General features: G+C 72.6%; 20 protein-coding genes. 11 read left to right on the top strand and 9 right to left on the bottom strand.

What is annotated here, in order from left to right; all coding sequences use genetic code 11:
• Nucleotides 1-12 precede the first annotated feature (12 nt).
• The 9 genes from P2H44_RS21045 (at nt 13) to P2H44_RS21085 (ending at nt 10,932) form a co-directional block, all read left to right on the top strand.
• Nucleotides 13-999: an ABC transporter ATP-binding protein gene (locus tag P2H44_RS21045; RefSeq protein ID WP_275766813.1), complete on the top strand. Its 987-nt coding sequence runs from the start codon at nt 13-15 to the stop codon at nt 997-999.
• Entirely contained in the window at nt 996-2,069 is a 1,074-nt protein-coding gene (locus tag P2H44_RS21050) for an ABC transporter ATP-binding protein (protein WP_275766816.1), read from the top strand. The genes P2H44_RS21045 and P2H44_RS21050 overlap by 4 nt, the downstream gene beginning before the upstream one ends.
• Nucleotides 2,066-3,838 carry an ABC transporter substrate-binding protein gene (locus P2H44_RS21055; RefSeq protein WP_275766818.1) on the top strand — a complete coding sequence of 591 codons (1,773 nt, stop codon included), beginning with the start codon at nt 2,066-2,068 and terminating at the stop codon, nt 3,836-3,838. Before P2H44_RS21050 ends, P2H44_RS21055 begins: the two co-directional genes overlap by 4 nt.
• A gap of 414 nt (nt 3,839-4,252) precedes the next feature.
• Nucleotides 4,253-5,200: an ABC transporter permease gene (locus P2H44_RS21060; protein WP_275766820.1), complete on the top strand. Its 948-nt coding sequence runs from the start codon at nt 4,253-4,255 to the stop codon at nt 5,198-5,200.
• On the top strand, nt 5,200-6,084 hold the full coding sequence (locus P2H44_RS21065; RefSeq protein ID WP_275766821.1) for an ABC transporter permease: 885 nt from the start codon (nt 5,200-5,202) through the stop codon (nt 6,082-6,084). The genes P2H44_RS21060 and P2H44_RS21065 overlap by 1 nt, the downstream gene beginning before the upstream one ends.
• Before the next feature lie 20 nt (nt 6,085-6,104).
• On the top strand, nt 6,105-7,700 hold the full coding sequence (locus tag P2H44_RS21070) for a gamma-glutamyltransferase family protein (RefSeq protein WP_275766823.1): 1,596 nt from the start codon (nt 6,105-6,107) through the stop codon (nt 7,698-7,700).
• Nucleotides 7,701-7,821: 121 nt separating this feature from the next.
• The gene (locus tag P2H44_RS21075; RefSeq protein WP_462976311.1) at nt 7,822-9,153 is read left to right on the top strand and encodes a hypothetical protein; all 1,332 of its coding nucleotides are present in this window, start codon (nt 7,822-7,824) and stop codon (nt 9,151-9,153) included.
• A gap of 1 nt (nt 9,154) precedes the next feature.
• A complete protein-coding gene (locus P2H44_RS21080) occupies nt 9,155-9,991 on the top strand; it encodes a COG3904 family protein (RefSeq protein WP_275766826.1) in 837 nt (278 codons plus the stop codon).
• A gap of 233 nt (nt 9,992-10,224) precedes the next feature.
• Nucleotides 10,225-10,932: a Crp/Fnr family transcriptional regulator gene (locus tag P2H44_RS21085; RefSeq protein WP_275766829.1), complete on the top strand. Its 708-nt coding sequence runs from the start codon at nt 10,225-10,227 to the stop codon at nt 10,930-10,932.
• Nucleotides 10,933-10,944: 12 nt separating this feature from the next.
• Here the strand turns inward: P2H44_RS21085 and P2H44_RS21090 are convergent, their stop codons facing one another.
• A complete protein-coding gene (locus tag P2H44_RS21090) occupies nt 10,945-11,559 on the bottom strand; it encodes a LysE family transporter (RefSeq protein ID WP_275766830.1) in 615 nt (204 codons plus the stop codon).
• 253 nt (nt 11,560-11,812) lie between these two features.
• Between P2H44_RS21090 and P2H44_RS21095 the strand changes: the two genes are divergently transcribed.
• Nucleotides 11,813-12,088: a hypothetical protein gene (locus tag P2H44_RS21095; protein WP_275766832.1), complete on the top strand. Its 276-nt coding sequence runs from the start codon at nt 11,813-11,815 to the stop codon at nt 12,086-12,088.
• A 106-nt stretch (nt 12,089-12,194) separates the two neighbouring features.
• On the opposite strand, the gene P2H44_RS21100 is transcribed toward P2H44_RS21095, so the two are convergent.
• The 6 genes from P2H44_RS21100 to P2H44_RS21125 all read right to left on the bottom strand — a co-directional run bounded on the left by P2H44_RS21100 (nt 12,195) and on the right by P2H44_RS21125 (nt 18,290).
• Nucleotides 12,195-12,677 (bottom strand): GNAT family N-acetyltransferase, encoded by a 483-nt coding sequence (locus tag P2H44_RS21100; protein WP_275766834.1) that lies wholly within the window; start codon nt 12,675-12,677, stop codon nt 12,195-12,197.
• A 226-nt stretch (nt 12,678-12,903) separates the two neighbouring features.
• Nucleotides 12,904-14,241, bottom strand: coding sequence for an aminotransferase family protein (locus P2H44_RS21105; RefSeq protein WP_275766835.1), 1,338 nt, complete (start codon nt 14,239-14,241; stop codon nt 12,904-12,906).
• A 1-nt stretch (nt 14,242) separates the two neighbouring features.
• Nucleotides 14,243-15,349: an ABC transporter ATP-binding protein gene (locus P2H44_RS21110; protein WP_275766838.1), complete on the bottom strand. Its 1,107-nt coding sequence runs from the start codon at nt 15,347-15,349 to the stop codon at nt 14,243-14,245.
• A gap of 58 nt (nt 15,350-15,407) precedes the next feature.
• On the bottom strand, nt 15,408-16,544 hold the full coding sequence (locus P2H44_RS21115; RefSeq protein ID WP_462976312.1) for an ABC transporter substrate-binding protein: 1,137 nt from the start codon (nt 16,542-16,544) through the stop codon (nt 15,408-15,410).
• Nucleotides 16,545-16,620: 76 nt separating this feature from the next.
• Entirely contained in the window at nt 16,621-17,421 is an 801-nt protein-coding gene (locus tag P2H44_RS21120) for an ABC transporter permease (RefSeq protein ID WP_275766842.1), read from the bottom strand.
• A complete protein-coding gene (locus tag P2H44_RS21125) occupies nt 17,421-18,290 on the bottom strand; it encodes an ABC transporter permease (protein WP_275766844.1) in 870 nt (289 codons plus the stop codon). The genes P2H44_RS21120 and P2H44_RS21125 overlap by 1 nt, the downstream gene beginning before the upstream one ends.
• Nucleotides 18,291-18,385: 95 nt before the next feature.
• On the opposite strand from P2H44_RS21125, the gene P2H44_RS21130 reads away from it, so the two are divergent.
• The gene (locus P2H44_RS21130) at nt 18,386-19,372 is read left to right on the top strand and encodes a LysR family transcriptional regulator (protein WP_275766845.1); all 987 of its coding nucleotides are present in this window, start codon (nt 18,386-18,388) and stop codon (nt 19,370-19,372) included.
• Nucleotides 19,373-19,420: 48 nt separating this feature from the next.
• Here the strand turns inward: P2H44_RS21130 and P2H44_RS21135 are convergent, their stop codons facing one another.
• Both P2H44_RS21135 and P2H44_RS21140 read right to left on the bottom strand, forming a co-directional pair.
• On the bottom strand, nt 19,421-20,635 hold the full coding sequence (locus P2H44_RS21135; protein ID WP_275766848.1) for an amidohydrolase family protein: 1,215 nt from the start codon (nt 20,633-20,635) through the stop codon (nt 19,421-19,423).
• A gap of 71 nt (nt 20,636-20,706) precedes the next feature.
• Nucleotides 20,707-21,816 carry a BMP family ABC transporter substrate-binding protein gene (locus P2H44_RS21140; protein WP_275766851.1) on the bottom strand — a complete coding sequence of 370 codons (1,110 nt, stop codon included), beginning with the start codon at nt 21,814-21,816 and terminating at the stop codon, nt 20,707-20,709.
• Between the last annotated feature and the right edge of the window lie 7 nt (nt 21,817-21,823).

Raw genomic sequence — 21,823 nt, forward strand, 5'->3', positions numbered from 1 at the left:
AAAGGAGAAGGCTTGCCGCTTCTGGAGATCGAGGATCTGGCCATCGACCTGGCCCGCGACGGCGAGCGCCTCCGCCTGGTGCACGGCGCCTCGCTGAGCGTGGCGGAGGGCGAGACGGTGGCGGTGGTGGGCGAATCGGGCTCGGGCAAGTCGCTCACCGCGCTCGCCGCCATGGGCCTGCTGCCCGAGGAGCTGACTATCGGCGCCGGGCGCATCCGCTTCGACGGCCGCGACCTGGCCGCGCTGGACGAGGAGGCGCGGCGCGCCCTGCGCGGCGGCGACATGGCGATGATCTTCCAGGAGCCGATGACGGCCCTGAACCCGGTCCTGTCCATCGGCCGGCAGCTGACCGAGGGGATGCGCGCGAAGCTGGGGATCTCGAAGTCCGAGGCCGCGGCGCGCGCGGTGGAGCTGCTGGCCCAGGTCGGCGTCACCGACCCCGAGCGGCGGCTCGCGCAATACCCCCACCAGTTCTCGGGGGGCATGCGCCAGCGGGTGGTGATCGCCATGGCGCTCGCCTGCCGGCCGCGGCTGATCCTGGCGGACGAGCCGACCACCGCGCTCGACGTCACCATCCAGGCGCAGATCCTGGCGCTGACCGCGAAGCTGTGCCGGGAGCATGGCGTGGGGCTGGTGCTGATCACCCACAACCTCGGGATCGTGGCGCGCTACGCCGACCGGGTCACCGTCATGTACGCCGGCGGGGTGGTCGAGGCGGCCGAGGCCCGCGCCCTCTACAAGGCGCCGCGCCATCCCTACACCCGCGGGCTGCTCGACAGCGTGCCCCGGCTCGACCTCGACCGGGCGAGCGGGCTGCAGCCGATCCCCGGCTCGCCCCCCGACCCGATGCGCCCCGTCGCCGGCTGCCGCTTCCACCCCCGCTGCGCCCGGGCCGAGGCCCGCTGCCGGGCCGAGGAACCGCCGCTGGAGCGCGCGGGCGACCACGCCTTCGCCTGCTGGCGCCCCCTGCCCCTCCCCACGCCGGAGCCCGCGGCATGAGCGCCCCCGCGCCCTCCCAGCCGCCGCTGCTGGAGATCGTGGACCTTCACGTCCGCTTCCCGATCCGCTCCGGCCTCCTGCGGCGGGAGACGGGGCAGGTGCGCGCCGTCTCCGGCGTCTCCCTCAAGATCCGTCGCGGCGAGGCGGTGGGGCTGGTGGGCGAGAGCGGCTGCGGCAAGACCACCCTCGCCCGCGCCGCCCTGCAATTGCAGGAGGCGACCGAGGGCGAGATCCTGTTCGACGGCCGCCACGTGAAGACCCGCCCCGACCGCGCCGCCTTCCGCCGGCGGGTGCAGGCGATCTTCCAGGACCCGTTCTCCTCGCTGAACCCACGGATGTCCGCCGGCGACATCGTGGCCGAGCCGATCCGCGTCCACGGCCTGCGCCCGCGCGGCAAGGTGAAGGCGCGGGTGGCGGAGCTTCTGGACCTGTGCGGCCTGCCCGCGCGGTTCATGGAGCTCTATCCCCACGAGATGTCGGGCGGCCAGCGCCAGCGCATCGGCATCGCCCGGGCGCTGGCCATGGAGCCGGAGCTGATCGTGTGCGACGAGGCGGTCAGCGCGCTGGACGTCTCGGTGCAGGCGCAGGTGATCAACCTGCTGGCCGAGCTGCGGCGCGAGCTGGGCCTGACCTACCTGTTCATCGGCCATGACCTGAGCGTGGTGCGCCACCTCTGCGACCGGGTGGCGGTGATGTATCTGGGCCGGGTGGTCGAGCAGGGCCCCTCCGACGCGCTCTTCGCGGATCCGCAGCATCCCTACACCCGCGCCCTGATCGACGCCGCGCCCGAGCCGGACCCCGAGCTCGCCCGCGCCCACGAGGTCGTCCCCCTGCAGGGAGAGGCGCCCAGCCCCGCGGCCCCGCCGCCCGGCTGCGCCTTCCATCCGCGCTGCCCGATCGCCGTGGCGCGCTGCTCCCAGGAGATCCCGGCGCTTGCGCCGGTCGGCGCCGGACATGGCGCCGCCTGCTGGCTCGCCCGCCCCGCGGCGGTCGGGACCGGCCAACATGACGGGAAACCCGTCGACCTTTCGCCGAACCCAGGCCAAGTCCGACAGGAGATGCTGAGATGACCGAGAAGCCCCCCCTCGATCCCCACCTCAAGGCGGCGCTCGCCGACGCCCACGACTTCGACCCCCGCGACCCGCTGTTCGGCCTGCGCCGCGACGAGCTCTCGGGCCCGCGCCTGTCGCGCCGGGCCACGCTGCGGCTGCTGGCGGCGGGCGGCGCGCTGACCGCGGCGTCGCTCGCCCCCGGCGGGCTGACCAGGGCGCTGGCGCAGGGCAAGGCCGGCGGCACGCTGACATGCGCCTGGGCGGGCGTGGCCGAGATCGTGACGCTGGACCCGGGCCAGATGACCCAGGTGCTGCAGTTCCAGATCACCTCCAACGTCCTGTCGGGCCTGACCCACATCAAGCCCGACCTGATCGCCGAGGGCGACCTGGCCGAGAGCTGGGAAATCTCGGAGGACGGGCTCGTCTACACGTTCAAGCTGCGCGAGGGCGTGACCTTCCACAACGGCGACGCCTTCACCGCGGACGACGTGCTCTACACCTACGCGCGTTCCTCCGACCCGTCGAAGTCGATCCACTCGGCGAACCTCTCGAACGTCGCCTCGCTGGAGAAGCTGTCGGACTACGAGGTGAAGTTCACCCTCAAGGCCCCGCAGGCGTCCTTCCTGACCAAGACGACCGAGCGCGCCTCCGGCCGCGTCCTCTCCATCGTCTCGAAGCGCGCGCTGGAGGAGATGGGCGACGCCGCCTACGGCCTCGCCCCCGTGGGCACCGGCCCCTTCAAGATCACCGAGCATGTCCTGGGCCAGGGCGTGACGCTGGAGAAGCACGCGGGCTTCTGGGATCCGGAGCGGCCGAAGCTCGACAAGGTCGTGATCCAGCCCATCGACGGCGTCGAGCCGCTGGCCGCGGCGGTCGAGGCGGGCGACATCCAGCTCGTCGGGGGCAACCCGATCGCCGCCCAGCTGATCGACCGCTTCAAGTCCAACCCCGACCTGATCACCGACATCAAGCCCGGGCCGGGCTTCCAGTCGGTCTGGCTGAACCCCTGGGTCGAGCCGATGAAGGTCGAGAGCTTCGACAAGCCGATGGAGGAGCTGAAGAAGGACAAGGGCTTCATGGTCCGCCTGGCGCTGGCCAAGGCGCTGGACCGCGACCTGTTCATCAAGCAGGCCCGCTTCGGCTACGGCCTGCCCGCCTACGGCTCGGTCAACGCGGCCATGGCCTACTACTACGACGACGCCATCGCCGAGACCTCGGAGCAGGCCTACGACCCCGACGGCGCGAAGGAGCTGCTGGCCGCCGCCGGCTATCCGGGCGGCGAGGGCTTCCCGCCGATCAGCCTGCACGTGCGCTCGTCCCACAAGCGCGACGGGCTGGTGATCGCCAACATCCTCAAGCAGGTGCTGGGCATCACCGTGACCGTGGAGGTGATGGAGTTCACCGTCCAGCTGGAGCGTTTCCAGGCGATGGACTTCCAGATGACGCTCACCGGCTCGGGCGGGGACTACGACCCCGACGACGCGCTCGAGGACTGGATGACCACCACCTGCAAGTTCAACGGCCGCACCCGCGACAAGGAGAAGATGCCCTACGGCTTCTTCTCGGACCCCGAGGTGGACGCGCTGTCGGCCCAGCAGTCGGTGACGCCGGATCCCGAGACGCGCCGCGGGCTGGTGCAGAAGGCGAACGCGATCACCTCGGACAAGGTGACCTGCGGGTTCCTCTATCACCCTGTCGACGTGCTGGTGCGCGCGAAGTCGGTCGACTACCCGGCCGAGAGCCGCATTCCCGGCCTCGTCGACCTGGATCGCGTCACCCTCGGCTGACGCGCCCGGAAGGCGGCCGCGGCCTGCGCCCGGGAGGGGGCGCCGGCCGCGGTCCCGCCCGCCGCGACGCCGCCCGACCGCCGGATCCGGCCGGACGGGCGCGCCGCCGCGCGGGGCCGGGGCGCGCGGGGAGGGACGCCCGCGCGCCCCGGCGACGTCCGCCGCGATGCCCGCCCCAGGGGCGCCCCGGGCCTGACCCGGGGCCTCCCGACGCCCGCCTACGGCGCGAAGCCGGGGGAGACGCGGCGCCGCCCGCCCCCGAGCGTCGCGCCCGCCGCGCCGGCGGCCAGAGGCCCCGGGTCGAGCCAGGGGCGCCTCCCGCGGGAGGCGGGCGCTCCGAACCGCAGGCGCGGCCCCATCCGGGGCCGGGCCTTCCGCCGAGACGGTCGAGGGACCGCAACCGGAGGCCGGCCGATGACCGCCTTCCTGATCCGACGAAACCTGGGCGCGCTGGCCGTGATGTGGGCGGTGGCGACGCTGGTCTTCTTCATGCTGCGCCTGGTCCCCGGCGACCCGATCGCGGCCATGCTCGCCGACGCCGCCGGCCCCGAGGCGGAGGCCGCGCTGCGCGCCAAGCTCGGCCTCGACCAGCCGCTGGTGGTGCAATACGGCCTGTGGATGTGGAACGCGCTGCAGGGCGACCTCGGCGCCTCGATCTACGGCTCCAACCAGCCGGTGCGCACCATCCTCGCCGAGGCGCTGCCGCGGACGATGTCGCTGGCGCTGCTGTCCTTCCTGATCGCGGTGGTGATCGCGGTGCCGGCGGGCATCATCTCGGCCACCCGGCGCAACACGCCCGCCGACGCGGCCGTCAGCCTCGGCGCCTTCCTGGGCCTGTCGATGCCCGACTTCTGGCTCGCGATCCTGCTGATCATCGTCTTCGCGGCCAACCTGCAATGGCTGCCCGCCATCGGCTACGTGCCCCTGTCCGAAAGCTTCTGGGGCTGGCTCGAGCACCTGATCCTGCCGGCCATCGCGGTGGGCACCGCCTTCTCGGCGATCATCGCGCGCATGATCCGCTCCTCGCTGCTGGAGGTGCTGAAGGCCGACTACATGCGCACCGCCAAGGCCAAGGGCCTGCGCGAGCGGGCGATGCTGTGGAGCCACGCGATGCCCAACGCCCTGATCCCGGTGGTCACGGTGGTGGGCATCGCCTTCGCGCTGCTGATCTCGGGCGCGGTGGTGGTCGAGAACGTCTTCGCCATCAAGGGCCTGGGCCGGGTGCTGATCGGCGGCATCCAGGCCCGCGACTACCCCGTCGTGCAGGGCGCGATCCTGGTGATCTCGGCCTTCTTCGTCTTCTCCAACCTGCTGGTCGACCTGCTCTACGGCGCGCTCGACCCGAGGATCCGGTACGAGTGATGACCGACGCAGCTTTCGCCCCCGCCGAGACCGCCGAGGCCCTGCCGCCCCGCCGCCGCGGCCGCCTGTGGCAGGCGCTGAAGAAGGACCGCAAGGCGCAGGTCGGCCTCGCGGTGCTGGCGATCTTCGTGATCGGCATGACCTTCGCCGCGCTGATCTCGCCCTACGATCCCAACGAGATGACGCTCGACATGATGAGCGGCCCGTCGCTGGCGCATCCGCTGGGGACCGACGATCTGGGCCGCGACCTGCTCTCGCGCATCCTTTACGGCACGCGGGTGTCGCTGCTGATCGGGGTGTCGACGGTCGCGATCGCGCTGGTGCTGGGGGTGGCGATGGGCATGGCCGCGGGCTGGTACGGCGGCTGGCTCGACCTCGTGATCATGCGCTACATCGACCTTCAGTGGGCCTTCCCCAACTTCATCATCGCGGTCTATCTGGTGGCGGTGTTCGGGGCGGGGCTGGTGAACGTGATCGTGGCGGTGTCGCTGGCCTTCCTGGACGATTTCGCCCGCATCGCGCGATCCATGACCCTGACCATCCGCGAGGAGCAGTTCGTCGACGCCGCCCGCACCATGGGCTTCTCCGACGCCCGCATCCTCGCGCGCCACATCCTGCCCAGCGCCATGGCCCCGATCATCGTGCAGGCGACGGTGTCGGTCAGCTACGCGATCCTGGGCGAGGCGACGCTGTCGTTCCTGGGCCTCGGCGTCGAGGCGACCACCCCCACCTGGGGCCTAATCCTCGCCGACGGCCGAGGGTTCGTGTCCCAGGCCTGGTGGCTGGGCGTGTTCCCCGGCCTCGCCATCATGCTGGTGGTGCTGGCGATCAACTTCATCGGCGACTGGCTGCGCGACGCGCTCGACGTGCGCCAGAGCCTGTAATTCCCACCGCGGAGCCTTCCATGTCCTTCCCGATCGTCGCCCCCTACCCCTCCCGCCGCTCGCCGGTGATGGCCGACAACGTGGTGGCGACCTCCCAGCCGCTGGCGGCGCAGGCGGGGCTCGAGATGCTGCGCCTGGGCGGCAACGCGGTGGATGCGGCGCTGGCCGCCGCCGCGGCCCTCACGGTGGTCGAGCCCACGGGCAACGGCCTCGGCTCGGACGCCTTCGCGATCCTGTGGGACGGCTCGGCGCTGCACGGGCTGAACGCCTCCGGCCGCTCCCCCGCCGGCTGGACGCCGGAGCGCTTCGCGGGGCGGGACGCCATGCCCGAGCGCGGCTGGGAGGCGGTCACCGTCCCCGGCGCCGTCGGCGCCTGGATGGCGCTCAACGCGCGCTTCGGGACCCTGCCGTTCGAGACGCTGCTCGCCCCCGCCATCCGCCTCGCCGAGGGCGGCTACGCCGTCACCCCGATGATCGCGACCACCTGGGCGCGCAGCGTGGCGACCCTGAAGGACCAGCCCGGCTTCGCCCGGACCTTCCTGCCAGGCGGCCGCGCCCCCCTGCCCGGCGAGCGGTTCTCCAACCCCGCCGCCGCCGCAGACCTGCGCCTGATCGCGGCCACGAAGGGCGAGGCCTTCTACCGCGGAGAGATCGCCGAGCGGATCGCGGCGGATGCCGCCCGCCACGGGGCTGCGATGACGCTCGACGACCTCGCGGCAGAGGCGCCGGACTGGTGCGGCACCGTCTCGGGCGCCTTCGACGGGGCCGAGCTGCACGAGATCCCGCCCAACGGCCAGGGGATCGCCGCCTGCATGGCGCTGAAGATCCTGGAGCAGACCGGCGTCCGCGACTTCGGCCCCGACGACCCGCAGGCCGTGCACCTGATGATCGAGGCGATGAAGCTCGCCCTGCGGGACGCCGAGGAATACGTGGCCGACCTCGCCCACATGACCACGGTGGGGGTCGAGGACCTGCTGGCGCCGGGCTACCTGGCCGAGCGCGCGGCGATGATCGACCCTGCGCGGGCGCAGGACTTCGGCGCGGGCGCGCCGAAGGCCGGGGGCACGGTCTACCTGACGGCGGCGGACGCCTCGGGCATGATGATCTCCTTCATCCAGTCGAACTACATGGGCTTCGGGTCGGGCGTGGTGCCGGAGGGGACCGGGGTCAGCCTGCAGAACCGGGGCTGCGGCTTCTCGCTGGCGCCCGGCTCGCAGAACCAGGTCGGCCCGCGCAAGCGCCCGTTCCACACCATCATCCCCGGCTTCCTGATGAAGAACGGCGCGCCCGAGATGTCCTTCGGCGTGATGGGCGGCCCGATGCAGGCGCAGGGGCACATGCAGATGGTCCTGCGCACCCAGCTGTGGGACCAGGACGTGCAGAGCGCGGCCGACGCGCCCCGCTGGCGGATCACCGAGGGTCTGGGCGTGGCCTGCGAGCAGGCGATGGACGATCGACTGGTCGCCGCGCTGCGCGGGATGGGTCACGCGATCTCGCTGGAAACGCCCGACGTCTCCTTCGGCTTCGGCGGCGCGCAGCTGATCCGACGGCTGCCGGGGGGCGGGTATTCGGCGGGCTCCGACCCGCGCAAGGACGGCTGCGCGGTCGGGTTCTGAGCCCGGCCCGCGCGGCGCGCGCAAGCCCGGGCGAAGGCGACGCGCGGGAGGCCCCGGGGCGCCCGCGCCCGGGCTCCCCCGCCGTCCGCTGGCGCGGCGGTGATCGCCCCGCGCGTTGATGATGCGCCGCGGCCCCCCATATCTCCCCGGGGGAGAGTGGGAGCGGCGATTGACGGACGATGACATTTCGCGGGACGAGGCCCGAGGGCTTCGCTCCGCCCGCGAGCTCGAGGGGCACCTCAGCTGGCTCGACGCCTTCACGCCGGCCGCCCTGGGGGTGCTGGCGGTGGCCTCGGGCATCTACACCTACCTGGGCGTCTCGAGCCTGCTGGACGGCTCCGGACCGATGACCTTCCTCGCGGCGGCGGCCTATTCCATCGCCGTCTCGGTCGGGATCTTCGTGTTCTGGAGCTACCTGATGCGCCTGCTGCCGGCGATGCGCACCGCGGGCGGCTTCGTGGGGCTGGGGATCGCCACCCTCGTCGGCTCGCTCGCCATCGTGGCGATGTCGAGCTGGCTGAACGCCGCCGCGCTGGCCGGCGGCGCGGCGGTGGAGCAGCACCTCGCCCGCACCGTGCAGGACTACCAGGCGAGCCTCGAGCGCGCCCACCTGATCGCCGTCTCCGCCCAGGGGCTGGAGCGCGACGTGGCCCGCGCCCGCACGTCCTTCGAAGATCTCTCCGAGCAGGAACGCGCGGGGGAGCTCTCCGGCACCGCCGGCCGCGGCGCCGTCTTCCGCCTGCTCAACCAGAAGGCCGACGAGCTGCGCGCGCTCGAGGCCCAGATCGCCGCCCAGAACGCGCCCATCCAGAGCGCCTTCGAGGAAGGCAACGACATCCTCTCCCGCATGCGGGCGCTGATCGTGGAGCAGGGCTCGGTCGAACAGCGCTCGGTCACCTTCTCCGAGGAATCGGTGCGGCTGGCGGGCGTCATCACCACCCTGCGCCAGCTCCAGGTCGCGCCCCTCGTGGCGCGGGCGGCCGAGGACCTGCGCGCCTCGGTGGTGCTGCCCGAGCTCGACGGGCGCTCCGCGGGCGTGCGCGAGGACCAGGCGGCGACCATCGGCTCGGTGCTCGACGCGCTCGACGGGCGGGCGGCGACGCTGCGCGCGGCGGCGGAGGAGGTGCTCGCCATGCCGCCCCCGCAGGAGACGACCTACACGCCGATCTCCTCGGCCGACGCGGTGATCCGCTACGCGGGGAACTTCGCCCCCTCCTGGGCCGGCGCCATCGCCATCGACCTGCTGCCGGGCGTGCTGGTCTTCATTCTCGCCGTCACCCAGGCCGCGATCCGACGCGGCCGCGAGGGGGCCGCGACCGAGGACACGCTGACGCTCGCCGAACTGCGGGCCGCCATGCGGGCGATGCGCGACATCGAGACCTCGATGGGCCAGGCCGAGACCGCGGCCGAGGCCCGCCGCCCCCGCCGCTTCCCCGTCGACGCGGCCGAATAGCGTGAGCGCCGAGACCGAGGCGCCGCCGCGGGAGGCCGCCGGCCCGCCCCGCCCCTGGACCGACCGCCTGCCCTCCGCCCGCACGGTCCTGCGGCTGTGCCTGCTGGGCCAGGCGCTGGTCGCGGGCGCGGTGCTGCTCGAGACCGGCTGGGGCGTGATCGAGACCGCGGGGCGCGAGGGGATCGAGACCGCCCCCGTCCCCGCCGTCTCGCCCGGCGACCAGCGCCGGCCGTTCTCTCCCGGCCAGGTGCCCACCCGCATGGGCCCCGAGCAGCCCGACGAGGGCCCCGTCCGCCTGCCCCAGACCCTGCCCCGGCGGCTGACCTTCTCGATGCACCCGACCGAGGAGTTCGGCGAGGTGATGCTGGTCGCCGGCGCCATCGACGAGGGCGCCGCCGCCCGCCTGCGCTTCTACCTCGAGGACCTGCCCCGCCCCCCCGACGCGGTGGCGCTGCACAGCCCCGGCGGCTCGGTCGACGAGGCGCTGAAGATCGGCCGGCGGCTGCGGGAGCTGGACCTAGACACGCTCGCCCTGCCCGACGCGGCGTGCCTGTCGGCCTGCCCCTACATCCTCGCCGGCGGGGTCGAGCGCACCGTCTCGCGCACCGCCTGGGTGGGGCTGCACCAGCACTATTACGACGAAAACACCCTGCTGCCGGCCTTCCTCGCGGTCGAGAAGATCCAGGAAGGCCAGGGCAAGGTGATGGAATACCTGGCCGAGATGGGGGTCGATCCGCTGCTGATGACCCACGCCCTGCGCACCCCGCCCGAGGACATGTACCTGCTGGTGGAGGAGGAGCTGACCCGCTACCGCCTCGCCACCGTCATGGCCCCCTGAGCGCGGCCGGGTCCGGGCGCGCGCAGCCCGATGGATCCCGGCGCGGACGCACGCCTGACGGCGCCCCCGGCTCGCCCCGGGGCCACCGGCGCCGCGCCCCCCGCCACCCGGTCCCTGCCGCCGGCAGGGTTTCCGCAGGGTCGCAGGCCCTTGATCTCCGCCCCTTCCACGGGCGAACCTGCGGCCGCGCCGGCGAGCCTGCCCGCGCGTCCCAGCCGGAGACGTCCCAACCGATGGACAAGAGCGAGGCGATACGCGCCTGCCACCTCTTCGCCGAGGCGCAGGCGGAGACGCTCGCCGCCCTCGCGCGGCGCAGCGCGATCGGACGCCACGCCGCGGGCAGCACCCTGTTCATGGAGGGCGACGAGGCCGACGGCCTGCGCGTGGTGCTCGACGGGCTGGTGCGCATCTGGATCGCCGACGACGAGGGGCGGGAGCTGACGCTGACCCTGCTGGAGCCCGGCGAGCCCTTCGGGGAGATCGCCCTGCTCGACGGCCTGCCCCGCACCGCCAACGCCACCGCGGTGGAGCCGACCACCTGTCTCCTGACCCCCGCCGCCGCCTTCGACGAGGCGCTGCTGGCCGACCCGCAGCTCGGACGCCAGGTGATCCGCCTGCTGTGCGAGATCCTGCGCCGCAACACCGAGGCGATGGGCTCCTTCGCCTTCCTCGGCCTCGACGCGCGCCTGTCGCAGAAGCTGCAGGAGCTGGCGATGGCCCATGCCGAGCTCGACGGCCCCGCCGCCCGCTTCACGCGCCGCTTTTCCCAGACCGACCTCGCGCGGATGCTGGGAGTGACGCGGGAGGCGGTGAACAAGCGCCTCGCGGCCCTGACCCACGACGGGCTGATCGGGCTGGAGGACGGCCTTCTGCAGATCCCCGACCTGTCCGAGCTGGCCGAGCGCGCCCGCCGCGCCCAGTCGCTGTCGCGCGGGCGCTGAGGCCGCGCCGGCTCAGGCCAGCGCGCGGGAGACGGCGAAGGCGCCCACGACCAGCAGCGAGGCGGCCGAGATCAGGTTCAGCCCCCGCGCCAGCCCCGCCTGCACCAGCGCGGTCGAGACCGCCAGGTAGGGCGTCAGCGCCGCCGCCGAGGAGGCGACGACCACCGCGATGCACAGGCCCGTCTCCCGCGGGCCCAGCGCCGCGGCGCCGCCCCCCAGCAGGCTCGGCAGCAGCGAGACGAAGAACATCAACGCCAGCGGGTTGGCGAGGCCCACCCACAGCCCCTCGGCCGCCAGGCGCGCGCGCAGGGGCGGCAGGCCGCAGACGGCCTGCGGGAGGGCGACGGCGCTGCGCAGGGCCCGCCAGCCGCACCAGATCAGCGCCGCGCCCCCCGCCGCCTGCAGCGCCAGCAGCAGCTCGGGCTCCACCGCCCGCGCCTTCAGGATCAGCCCGACCGCCAGCACCGTCCACGCCGCCTCCGCCGCCAGGATCCCGCCGATCGCCGCCGCGCCGCCCGCGAGACCCGAGCGGGCGGTGGCCGCCCCCACGAAGGCCACGTTCTGCCCCGGCGCGACCGAGGCCGCGAAGTTCGCCGCGGCCAGCGCGATCCAGATGTCGGTCGTCATGGCGCTCCTCCTTTTCTTGGGGCGGGAGGACGCCACGAAACGGCCGGCGCCGGCTGTGACCGGGGCGACGGCGGCATGTGAGCGCGATCACAGGCCGCGCGGGGCGCCGGCCGGGCGGGCCTGCGCGAGGGGTGTGACCGGGTTCACACGCGCCCTGTGGTCGGGATCACATCGGGGGCGGCGCAACCGGTGCAGGGTGGTCTCCAGCGCCACGACGGCGCTCGCCCCAGGGCGGTTCGGAAGGAACGCAAGCATGGCTGAGATGATCTACCGCGGGTTTCCGCACGACGGCATCGCCCAGACCCCGCCCCGCGCCCCGCTGGCCCTGGTCTACCGCGGCGTGACGCACGACGGGCTGGGGTCCCTCGCGGCGCCCGCGTCGCGCAACATGCCGATGCGCTATCGCGGCGTCGCCTACCGCCTGTCTCCCTCGGGTCGGAGCGCGGCGTCGCGTGGGGGGGGCGCCCGTCCGCCGATCGTGGACCTGCCGCGGATGCGGCCGGCCCAGCAGGTCGCCTGGGGCCGCTAGTCGGCCGAGCCCCGCGGCGCCGGCGTCGCTCCCCCGAAGCGACGCCGGTCTCCGGCTCCGGGCGCGGACGCCATCGGCGGCGTGAGCCACCTCGCCGCCGATGGCGTCACTCTGATTCCGCCAGCGCCGCGCAGCCCGCGGCGTCGAGCAGAAGATCGTGCTGCCCCTCGATCACCTGGAAGCCCAGGCGGTCGTAGAAGCGCAGCGCGTCGACGCTGGCGTGATAGGCGGCGAGCTTGATGAACCCCGCCCCCCAGGTCTCCGCCCCGTCGGCCAGCGCCGCGGCCAGCAGCCGCCGGCCCAGCCCCTGGCCGCGCATGGCCGGCGAGGCCCAGAGGTCCGACACGTAGATCCCCGCCCCCCCGCGCACGGTCGAGAAGACCGGCGAATAGAGCGTCGCGCCGACCAGCGGCCCGGGCCCCGTCTCGGCGATCTGGGCGCGGAAGGCGGCCGCCGGCCCCCAGCCCGCGGCGCGCAGCGTCTCGACCTCCGCCGCGTGGTCGTCGCCCAGGTCCCGCGACAGGCCCGCCAGCGCCGCGTTCAGGCGCGCGGCGTCCTCCGCGGCGGCGAGGCGCAGACGCAGGCTCATCGGATCGCCCTCCGCTCGGCGCCCTTCAGGCCCGGCAGGGCCCGGGCCTCGGCGGGAGGCGCCGGCAGGCGCGACGACATCGAGGGCCTCCGGATCGGGCCGGCGACAGCGCAGGGGATCAGGATCTTGGACACGTCGGGCACCCTTCGCGGTTTCTGTCGAGAGGATCGCGGCGCGGCGCGCCCCGGGTCGAGCCCGGGGCGCCTGCACGGCGGGCGGGCCCGCGTCAGCCCGCCCGCAGCGCGGGGGCGAGTTCGGCGGCGAGATCGGACAGCGAGGCGTCGAGCCCCTCGACGATCTCGTCGAGGTGGTCGGCGTTCAGGATCAGCGGCGGGCAGACCAGGATATGGTCCCCCTCCACCCCGTCGCGGGTGCGGCGGGAATAGACGATCAGGCCGCGTTCGTAGGCGAGGTCCACCAGCCGCTGGTGGGCGTTCAGATGCGCGGGCAGCGGGGCCTTGGTCTCGCGGTCGGCCATCAGCTCGAACGCCGTCAGCAGGCCCTTGCCGCGCACGTCCCCGATCAGCTCGTGCTTCTGCATCAGGCCGTGCAGGCGGGCCATCAGCGCCTCGCCCATCCGCTCGGCGTTGGCGCAGAGCTCCTGGCGCTCGATCTCCTCGACCACCGCCAGCCCCGCGGCGCAGGCGAGCGGATTGCCCGCGTAGGTGAAGCCGTGGGGGAAGCCGCCGGCGTCCAGCACGGGTTCGACCAGCTTCTCGTCCGCGATCATCGCGCCCAGCGGCGCGTAGCCCGCGCCCAGGCCCTTGGACATCACCACGATGTCAGGCCGCGTCCCCCAGTGCTCGCAGCCCAGGAAGCGCCCGGTGCGCCCGGCGCCGGTCATCACCTCGTCCATGATCAGCAGCACGCCGTGGCGGTCGCAGACCTCGCGCACCGCCTCCATGTAGCCCGCGGGCGGCACCAGCGCCCCGGTCGAGGCGCCGCCGACCGGCTCGACGAGGAAGGCGAGCACGCTGTCGGGCCCCTCCGCCTCGATCGCCGCATCCAGCTGGGCGGCGTAGCGGCGCCCCGTCTCCGGGTCGTCGGGATCGAGCCCGTCGAGATAGGCGCGCGGCGCGGGCACCTTGGGCATCGGCCGCATCATCGGCTCGAACGGCCGGGTCAGGGGCGCGTAGCCCGTCACCGCCAGCGCGCCCAGCGTGCAGCCGTGGTAGGAGGGCGCGCGGGAGATCACCTTCCACCGCCCCTCCCGCCCGGTCGCGAGCGCATGGCTGCGGGCGAGCTTCATCGCGCTCTCCACCGCCTCGGACCCGCCGGAGACGAAGAACACCCGCGTCAGCCCCGCGGGCATGAGCGAGGCGAGGCGGGCGGCCAGCGTCTCGGAGGCCTCGGTCTCGAAATGCAGGCGGTAGCCGAAGGTCGCCTTCTCCATCTGCCGCTGCATGGCGGCGAGGACGGCGGGGTTGGAATGGCCGATGTTGCACACCATCGCGCCGGAGGATCCGTCGAGATAGCGCCGGCCGTCCTTGTCCCAGATGTAGACGCCGCGGGCCTGCTCCAGCACCGGCTTGCGGCCGCGGCCCTGGTAGAAGAGGTTGCTCATCTCAGGCTCCCGCGCCCGCCTCTGCGCCAGCGCCCGAACCCGCCAGCGCCGCGCAGTCGCGCGGGCGGAAGGCGGCGACGACGGCGTCGCCCTGGGCGAAGGGGCGGCGGTCGATCATGTTGATCGCCTGCATCTGCCGGTCGCCGAGCCGCACGAAGTAGCGCACCGTCTGGCCCTGGTAGTCCACCGCCTCGACGGTGGCGGGGGCGGCGATCATCCCCTCGGGGGCCGCGCCCGCGGGCAGGAGCTGCAGCTTCTCGGCCCGCAGCACCAGCTTGGCGGGGCCCTGCCGGACGCCCGGCGCGCGCTCGGCCGCCACGTCGACGGGGCCGAAGACCGGCGCCTCGAGCGTCGCGCCCTGCGGCCCCGCGGCCATGCAGCGGGCGTCGAGGATGTTGGAGGCGCCGAGGAAGTTCGCCACGAACTCGGAAGCCGGGGCGTTGTAGACCTCCTCGGGCGTGCCGACCTGCTCGACCCGGCCCGCGCTCATCACCACGATCCGGTCCGACAGCGCCAGCGCCTCGGACTGGTCGTGGGTGACGAAGACGGTGGTCACGCCGATGCGGTCCTGGATGCGCTTGAGCTCGACGCGCATGTCCTCGCGCAGGTTGGCGTCGAGGGCGGACAGCGGCTCGTCCAGCAGCAGCACGTCGGGGTCGATCACCACCGCGCGGGCGAGCGCGATGCGCTGCTGCTGGCCGCCCGACAGCGCCCTTGGGTGGCGGTCGCCCACGTGGGGCAGCTGCACCAGCTCCAGCGCGGCCTTCACCCTGCGGGCGATCTCGTCCTTCGGGACCTTGCGGTACTTCAGGCCGAAGGCGACGTTCTCGGCCACGGTCTTGTGGGGGAACAGCGCGTAGTTCTGGAACACGATCCCGAGGTTGCGATTGTGGATCGGCACCTCGTTCATGCGCTTGCCGCCGATCAGGATCTCGCCCTCGGTCGGGTCCAGCAGGCCCGCGATCATGCGCAGGTTCGTGGTCTTGCCGCAGCCCGAGGGGCCGAGCAGCGTCACGAACGCGCCCTCGGGGATCTCGAGCGTGGTCTTGTGGACGGCGGTGAAGTCGCCGAAGCGCTTCACGATGTCCTTGAGCAGAACGGAACTCATCGGGCGCGGAGCCTCCCGGCCTGGGGCGCCCTCCCCCGGAAGGGAGGGCGCGGGGACCTCAGTAGCCCTTCTGGACGCGGCCGAAGGTCTTCGACCACTCGGCCTCGTGGCCGTTCCAGTAGGCGGGATCGGCGAAGGTCAGCCCGTCGAGCGTGCCCGAGGGGTCGAAGGCCGGCAGCTTGGGGATCTTGGCGCCCAGGTCCACCTTCTGCGGGTCGAGCGCGGGCGGGTAGTTCTGCCCCTCGGCCACCGCGATCGAGGTCTCGGGCGCGAGCATGAAGTTCAGGAGCTCCTCGCACGCCTCCATCGGAGAGCCCTTGAGGACGAACATGCACTCCTGCCAGCCGTAGCCGTTGGGCGGGTCGTAGTAGCCGATGTCGTGGCCCTGCTCCTGCAGCGCGTAGATGCGGCCGGACCAGCCCTCGGTGACGTGGATCTCCTCCTCCGCCAGCAGCGACATCAGCTCGGCGCCCGAGGTCCAGTACTTCAGCGCGAGGTCCCGGTGGGCGCGGATCGCGTCCCAGCAGGCGTCCTCGTCGGTCACGCCGTTGGGGTCCTGGTCGGTCTGCAGCGCGGCGTACCACATGCGGGTGCGCCAGTCGGCCCAGCCGCCGATCTTGCCCTTGTGCGCCTCGTCGATGAGGATCTTGGCGCCCTTCTCCTTCATCTCCTCGTCCGAGATGTGCTTGCGGTTGTAGGCGATGCCGGTGGTGCCGTAGTCGAAGGGCACGCAGGACAGGCTGCCGTCGGTGACCTTGCGGAACACGTCCACCAGCTTGGGGATCACGTACTCCAGGTTGGGGATGTTGGCCTCGTTGAGCTCCGAGGTCAGGCCCAGCCCGTGATAGCGCGCGTAGTCGAAGACGCCCGAGAGGTGGGCGATGTTGTACTCGCCCGGCTGGGAGGCCTTCACCCGGCTCAGGTACTCGTCCCCGCCGCCGAAGGTGCCGTCGACGACGGTGATGCCGGTGGCCTTGGTGAACGGGTCGAAGGCGTTGGCGCGCAGCGCCTCGGACACCACGCCGCCCCAGCCGTCGAAGCGGACCTCCGACACGTTCGCGGCCAGCGCCCGGTAGGGCGTGACCAGCCCGTAGGCGGCGCCGGCGGCGCCGAGCAGCCCCATGAACGTGCGGCGGTCGAGGTCGCCGTTCAGCACGCGCTCGCGCGCGCGTTCGTAGCGGGTGATGTCGTCCATCTTGCGGGTCATCGACGTCTCCTTGTCGGGGTGGAGGCGGCCGGGCGTCTGGCGGCCCGGTCCGCGAGAGAGGGCCTCAGCCGCCGGATCGGGCGGCGAGGCGTCGGGCCACGGCCGCGCCGATCAGGGGCAGGCCGACGGTCATCAGGATCATCACCGTGCCCAGCGCGTTGATCTCGGGACTGATCGAGTTGCGCAGCATGGCGAAGATCTGGGTGGGCACGGTCTCGACGCCGCCGGGCTTCCAGAACAGGGTCCCGGTGATGTCGTCGAAGCTGATCGTGAAGGCGAAGAGCGCGCCGGCCGCGACCGCGGGGGCCATCAGCGGCAGGGTCACCTGGAAGAAGGTCTGCACCGGGCTGGCGCCCAGGCTCTGCGCCGCCTCCTCCAGCTCGGGCTTGATCGCGACCAGGCGCGCCTGCACCACCAGCACCACGAAGGGCAGCGTGAAGATCACGTGGCCGAAGAGCAGCAGCGCGAAGCTCTTGTGCAGGCCCAGGAAGTTGAGGAACAGCAGCAGCGCGACCGCCAGCACCACCTCCGGCACCAGGATCGGCGCGATCAGCAGGGTCGAGATCGCGTTCGCCCCCGGCACCCGGTAGCGCACCAGCGCCAGGCTCGCCAGCACCCCCAGCGTGGTTGAGATCGCCGCCGTCATCAGCCCCAGCACGATCGAGGTGCGGAAGGCGCGCAGGATCGCCTCGTTCTCCGCCAGCTCCACGAACCAGCGCAGCGAGAAGCCGGTCATCGGGAAGGACCCGAACTGGGAGGCGTTGAAGCTGAGCAGCACCACCACCGCCACCGGCAGGAACATGAAGACGTAGACGAGCACCGCCCAGGTCGAGACGGCCGCCCAGCCGAGGGAGAACCCGCGCATCAGCCCAGCCCCTTCATCAGCTGCGCCATGCCCAGGTAGCGGTTGTAGATCGCCACCAGCAGCCCCAGCACCGCCAGCAGCATCAGGCTGAGCGCGGAGCCCAGCGGCCAGTTCAGCTGGGTGATGATCGCCTCGAACACCAGGTTCGCGAACATCGCGTCGGTCGGCCCGCCCAGCACCAGCGGCGTGATGTAGGTCCCCGCCCCCAGCACGAAGCACAAGAGCCCCCCGGCCGCGAGCCCCGGCAGCGACAGCGGCAGCGTCACCTCGAGGAACGCCTGCCAGCGCGTCGCGCCGAGCGAGGTCGCCGCGTCCTCGAGGTTCGTGTCGATGCCTTCCAGGGAGACGAAGATGTTGAGGATCATGAAGGGCAGCAGGAAGTGCACCAGCCCCAGGATCACCGTCGCCTCGTTGTAGAGCATGTTGATCGGCTCGGAGATCACGCCCAGCGCCATCAGGGCCGAGTTGATCGCCCCCGAGACGCCCAGGATGTTGATCCAGCTCATCGTGCGGATGATGTAGCTGATCCAGAACGGCAGCATCAGGAGCAGCAGCAGGATCATCTTGTTGCCCTTCGAGCGGGCGATGAAATAGGCCGCCGGGTATCCCGCCAGCGCGCAGACCAGCGTGGTGATCGCGGCGATGCGCAGGGTCGAGATCAGGATGTCGCGATAGAAGGCGTCGCTCAGCGCCTCGGCCCAGTTGTCGAGGTGGAAGCCCGCCACGTCCGCGCCCGTCGCCGTGCGCAGCCAGAAGCTGTAGACCGCGATGAAGATCAGCGGGACGAACAGCAGCAGCGTCACGGCCGTCAGGGCCGGAGACAACAGGATCCAGGGCTGGCGCGCTTCGCGGGCCTCGACGGACGACATCACGATTTCCCACAGGCTCTCTTGCGGAAAAGGATGGCGGCGCCGGGCTGCATAGATCAAATAGATATCGAGAATTGTGACTATAGGTTCGATCTATGCAGGACCCGCCCGCCGCCCATGACCCCACGCCCCGCACCGCGCCCGAGCGCGTCGCGCGGGAGCTGGACTGGAACCTGCTGCGCACCTTCGTGGTCCTGGCCGAGAGCCATTCGATCACCGAGGCCGCGCAGCGGCTGAGCTTGAAGCAGCCCTCGGTCTCGGCGGCGCTGAAGCGGCTGGAGGACCGGATCGGGCGGCGGCTGATCGACCGCTCACCGGGCAGCTACGCGCTGACCGACGCGGGGCGCCTCTTGTATCGCGAGGCGCTGGAGATCAACGGCTCGGTCCTGCGGCTCTCGACCCTGCTGCGGGAGCTGACGGACGAGGTGCAGGGCCACGTGAAGATCGAGCTCGCCTCCCACGTGGTCTGCCCGCTGTTCGACCAGGCGCTGGCGGAGTTCCACGCCGCCCACCCGCACGCCAGCTTCTCGATCGAGGTGCGCTCGTCGGCCGACGCCATCGCCGAGGTGATGGCCAAGCGCGCCTCCTTCGCGGTCTGCCTGGTGCGCGACCACAATCCGCGGCTGGAGTATCGCCGCCTCTACCGGGAGTTCTTCGGCCTGTTCTGCGGCCCGCCGCACGCGCTGTTCGGGCGGACCGACCTGACCCTCGCCGACACCGCCGGGCACCGCTCGGTCAGCTTCGAGACGGACCGGCTGCAGGACGTGCTGCGCCCGGTGACGCTGATGCGGGCCGAAGCCTCGCTGGGCCAGACGATCACCGGCCTGTCCAGCCACCTCGAGGAGGTGCGCCGGATGCTGGTGGCGGGCCTGGGCATCGGCCCCCTGCCCCTGCACGTGGCCGACCGGGACGTGCGCGACGGCCTGCTGTGGCAGGTGCCCCCCTACACCGGCCTGCCCGCCATCGACGTGCATGTCGTGTGGAACGAGGCCGCGGTGAAGAACCGGGCGGAGGAGCTGCTGCTCGCCCGCATCCTCGACCTGATCGCGCGGACGCCGATCGAGGAACGCACCTATGGCTGAGCGGGCGAGCGGGCCCCCGCGAGGGGCCCCGACACGTAAGGCGGCGCGTCAGGCGGCGCGGCGGAGCGCGTCGAGCATGCGCCCGTCGCGGGCGATCAGGCGGCCGTTCTTCCACACCTCGCGCGCGGCGGGGGCCGAGACGACGGCCTCGGGCACGTTCTCGACCGGCAGCACGACGAAATCGGCCGCGGCGCCCGGGCGCAGGCCATGGTCGGTCAGGCCCAGCGCCGTCGCGCCGCCGGCGGTGATCACGTCGAAGGCGTCGGCGAGCTGCGCGTCGGTGTTGAAGCCCGAGCGGTAGCCGATCATCTGCGCGCGCCCCAGCATGTCGCCGTCGCCGTAGGGCCACCAGGAATCCCGGATGTTGTCGCAGCCCGACCAGACGGTCGCGCCCGCAGCCCGCAGGATCGCGACCGGCGGGAACGGGTGGGCGCCCGGCGCGTTGGTCATGATCGCGACCCCTGCCGCCGCGATCACGTCGGCCGCCTTCTTCTGCTGGTCCGGCGTCACGTCGCCCAGCCCGTAGGCGTGGGAGACGCCGACCTTTCCCTGCATCCCCGCCGCGACCGTGCGCTCGCAGATCCGCTCGATCTCGAAGACGCCGAGCGTGCCGTGGTCGTGCAGGTGGATGTCGATGGGCTTCCCATGCTTCTCGGCCAGCGCGAAGACGACGTTCAGCTGCCCCTCGACGTCCCGGTCGAAGGCGGCGGGGTCGAGGCCGCCGACCACGTCGCAGCCCATCGCCATCGCCTCGTCCATCAGCTTGTCCACCCCGGGGCTCGCGAGCACGCCCGACTGGGGGAAGGCGCAGAGCTGGAGGTCGATCAGGCCCGCGTATTCCTCGCGCACCGCGAGCAGGGTCTCGACGTGGCTCAGGCGCACGTTGAGGTCGATCATCACATGGCTGCGCATCCGGGTGGAGCCCTGCGCCAGGCACAGCTCCAGCTGGCGGCGGGCGCGGATGTCGAGCGGATCGGCCTCGGCCAGGTTCTCGTTCTGGAAGCGCACCCGCTCATGCACGTCGAAGCCGGCGGTGCAGGGCTTGTGGGGCTTCCAGGCCTCGCCCCAGAAGGAGGTGTCGAGGTGGATGTGCCCCTCGACGAAGCCCGGCGCGACCAGCCGGCCGCCGAAATCCACGACCGTGGCCGCGCCCGGGCGCGGCGCCCCCTCGGGCAGGACCGCGTCGATGCGCCCGCCCGTCACGGCGAGGGCGGCGCGGGATCCGTCGGGAAGCAGGGCGTTCTCGAAGAGGGTGTCGGTCACGGGAGGGGGCTCCGGCAGGCGTTGCAATGGGGCGGGGACCGGCGCGCCGGTCCCCGCGGGGGTGGGGGCGATCAGCCCTTGGGCAGCGAGCCTTCGACGCCCTCGACCAGCCAGGTCATGCCCTTCACGTCGCCGGGGGCCATCACCTCGCCCTCGGCCACGCGGATCTCGCCGCCGTTGTCCTTGATCGGACCGGAGAAGATCTGCAGCGAGCCGTCGACGATGGCGGCCTCGGCCTTGGCCATCTCCTCGGCGACCGAGGCCGGCAGCTCCGGCGAGGCGGTGGTCATCTTCACGAAGCCGCCCTCGCCCAGGCCGCGCCAGCGCGCCGTCGGCTCCCAGGTCCCGGCCATCACGGCCTTGGCGGCCTCGATATGGGCGGCGGACCAGTCGAGCTCGAAGCTCACCAGCTGCTTCTCCTTCACGTAGGCCGAGAAGTCGCCGGTCGAGCCGATGGACCACACGCCCTTCTCCTCCGCCGCCAGCCCCTGCACGGGCGTGTTCGGCGAGCCGGAGATCACGTCGGCGCCCTGGGCGACGAGGGTCGCGACCGCGTCCTTCTCCTTGCCCGGGTTCACCCAGTCGTTGACCCAGACGATCTTGAGCGTGGCGTCGGGGTTCACCGAGCGGGCGCCCAGCAGGAAGGCGTTGAGCGAGTAGATCACCTGCGGCACCGGGAAGGCGCCGACCCAGCCCAGCACGTTGGACTTGGTCATCCGCCCCGCGGCGATGCCGGTCAGGTAGGTGCCTTCGTAGTGCTTGGCCTCGAACACCCCGAGGTTGGGGCCCGCGTCGATGCCCGCGCAGCACTCGAAATGCGACTTGGGCAGCGAGGGCGCCAGCTTCCGCAGCGAGGCGTACTGCGAGAAGGTGGTGCCGAACAGCAGCTGGTGGCCCTGGATCGAGAGCTGGCGGAACAGCCGCTCGCAGTCCTGGATCTGGGTGATGTTCTCCAGCACCGTCACCTCGACCTGGTCGGGGAACTCTTCCTGCAGGGCGCGCCAGGCCTCGGCCTGGAAGTATTCCCAGCCGGTGTCGGAGATGGCGCCCATGTGGATCACGCCCACCTTGAGCTTCTCGCCGGCGGCGAGGACGGGCCGGGCGGCCAGCGGCGAGAGCCCGGTGGCGAGGCCGGCGGCGGCGGCGCCCTGCAGGAGGCGGCGGCGGGAGAGGTCGGTCATGGCAGGC

Origin of the sequence: Albimonas marina, assembly GCF_029223255.1 — a bacterium.
In the GTDB taxonomy this organism is placed as follows: domain Bacteria; phylum Pseudomonadota; class Alphaproteobacteria; order Rhodobacterales; family Rhodobacteraceae; genus Albimonas.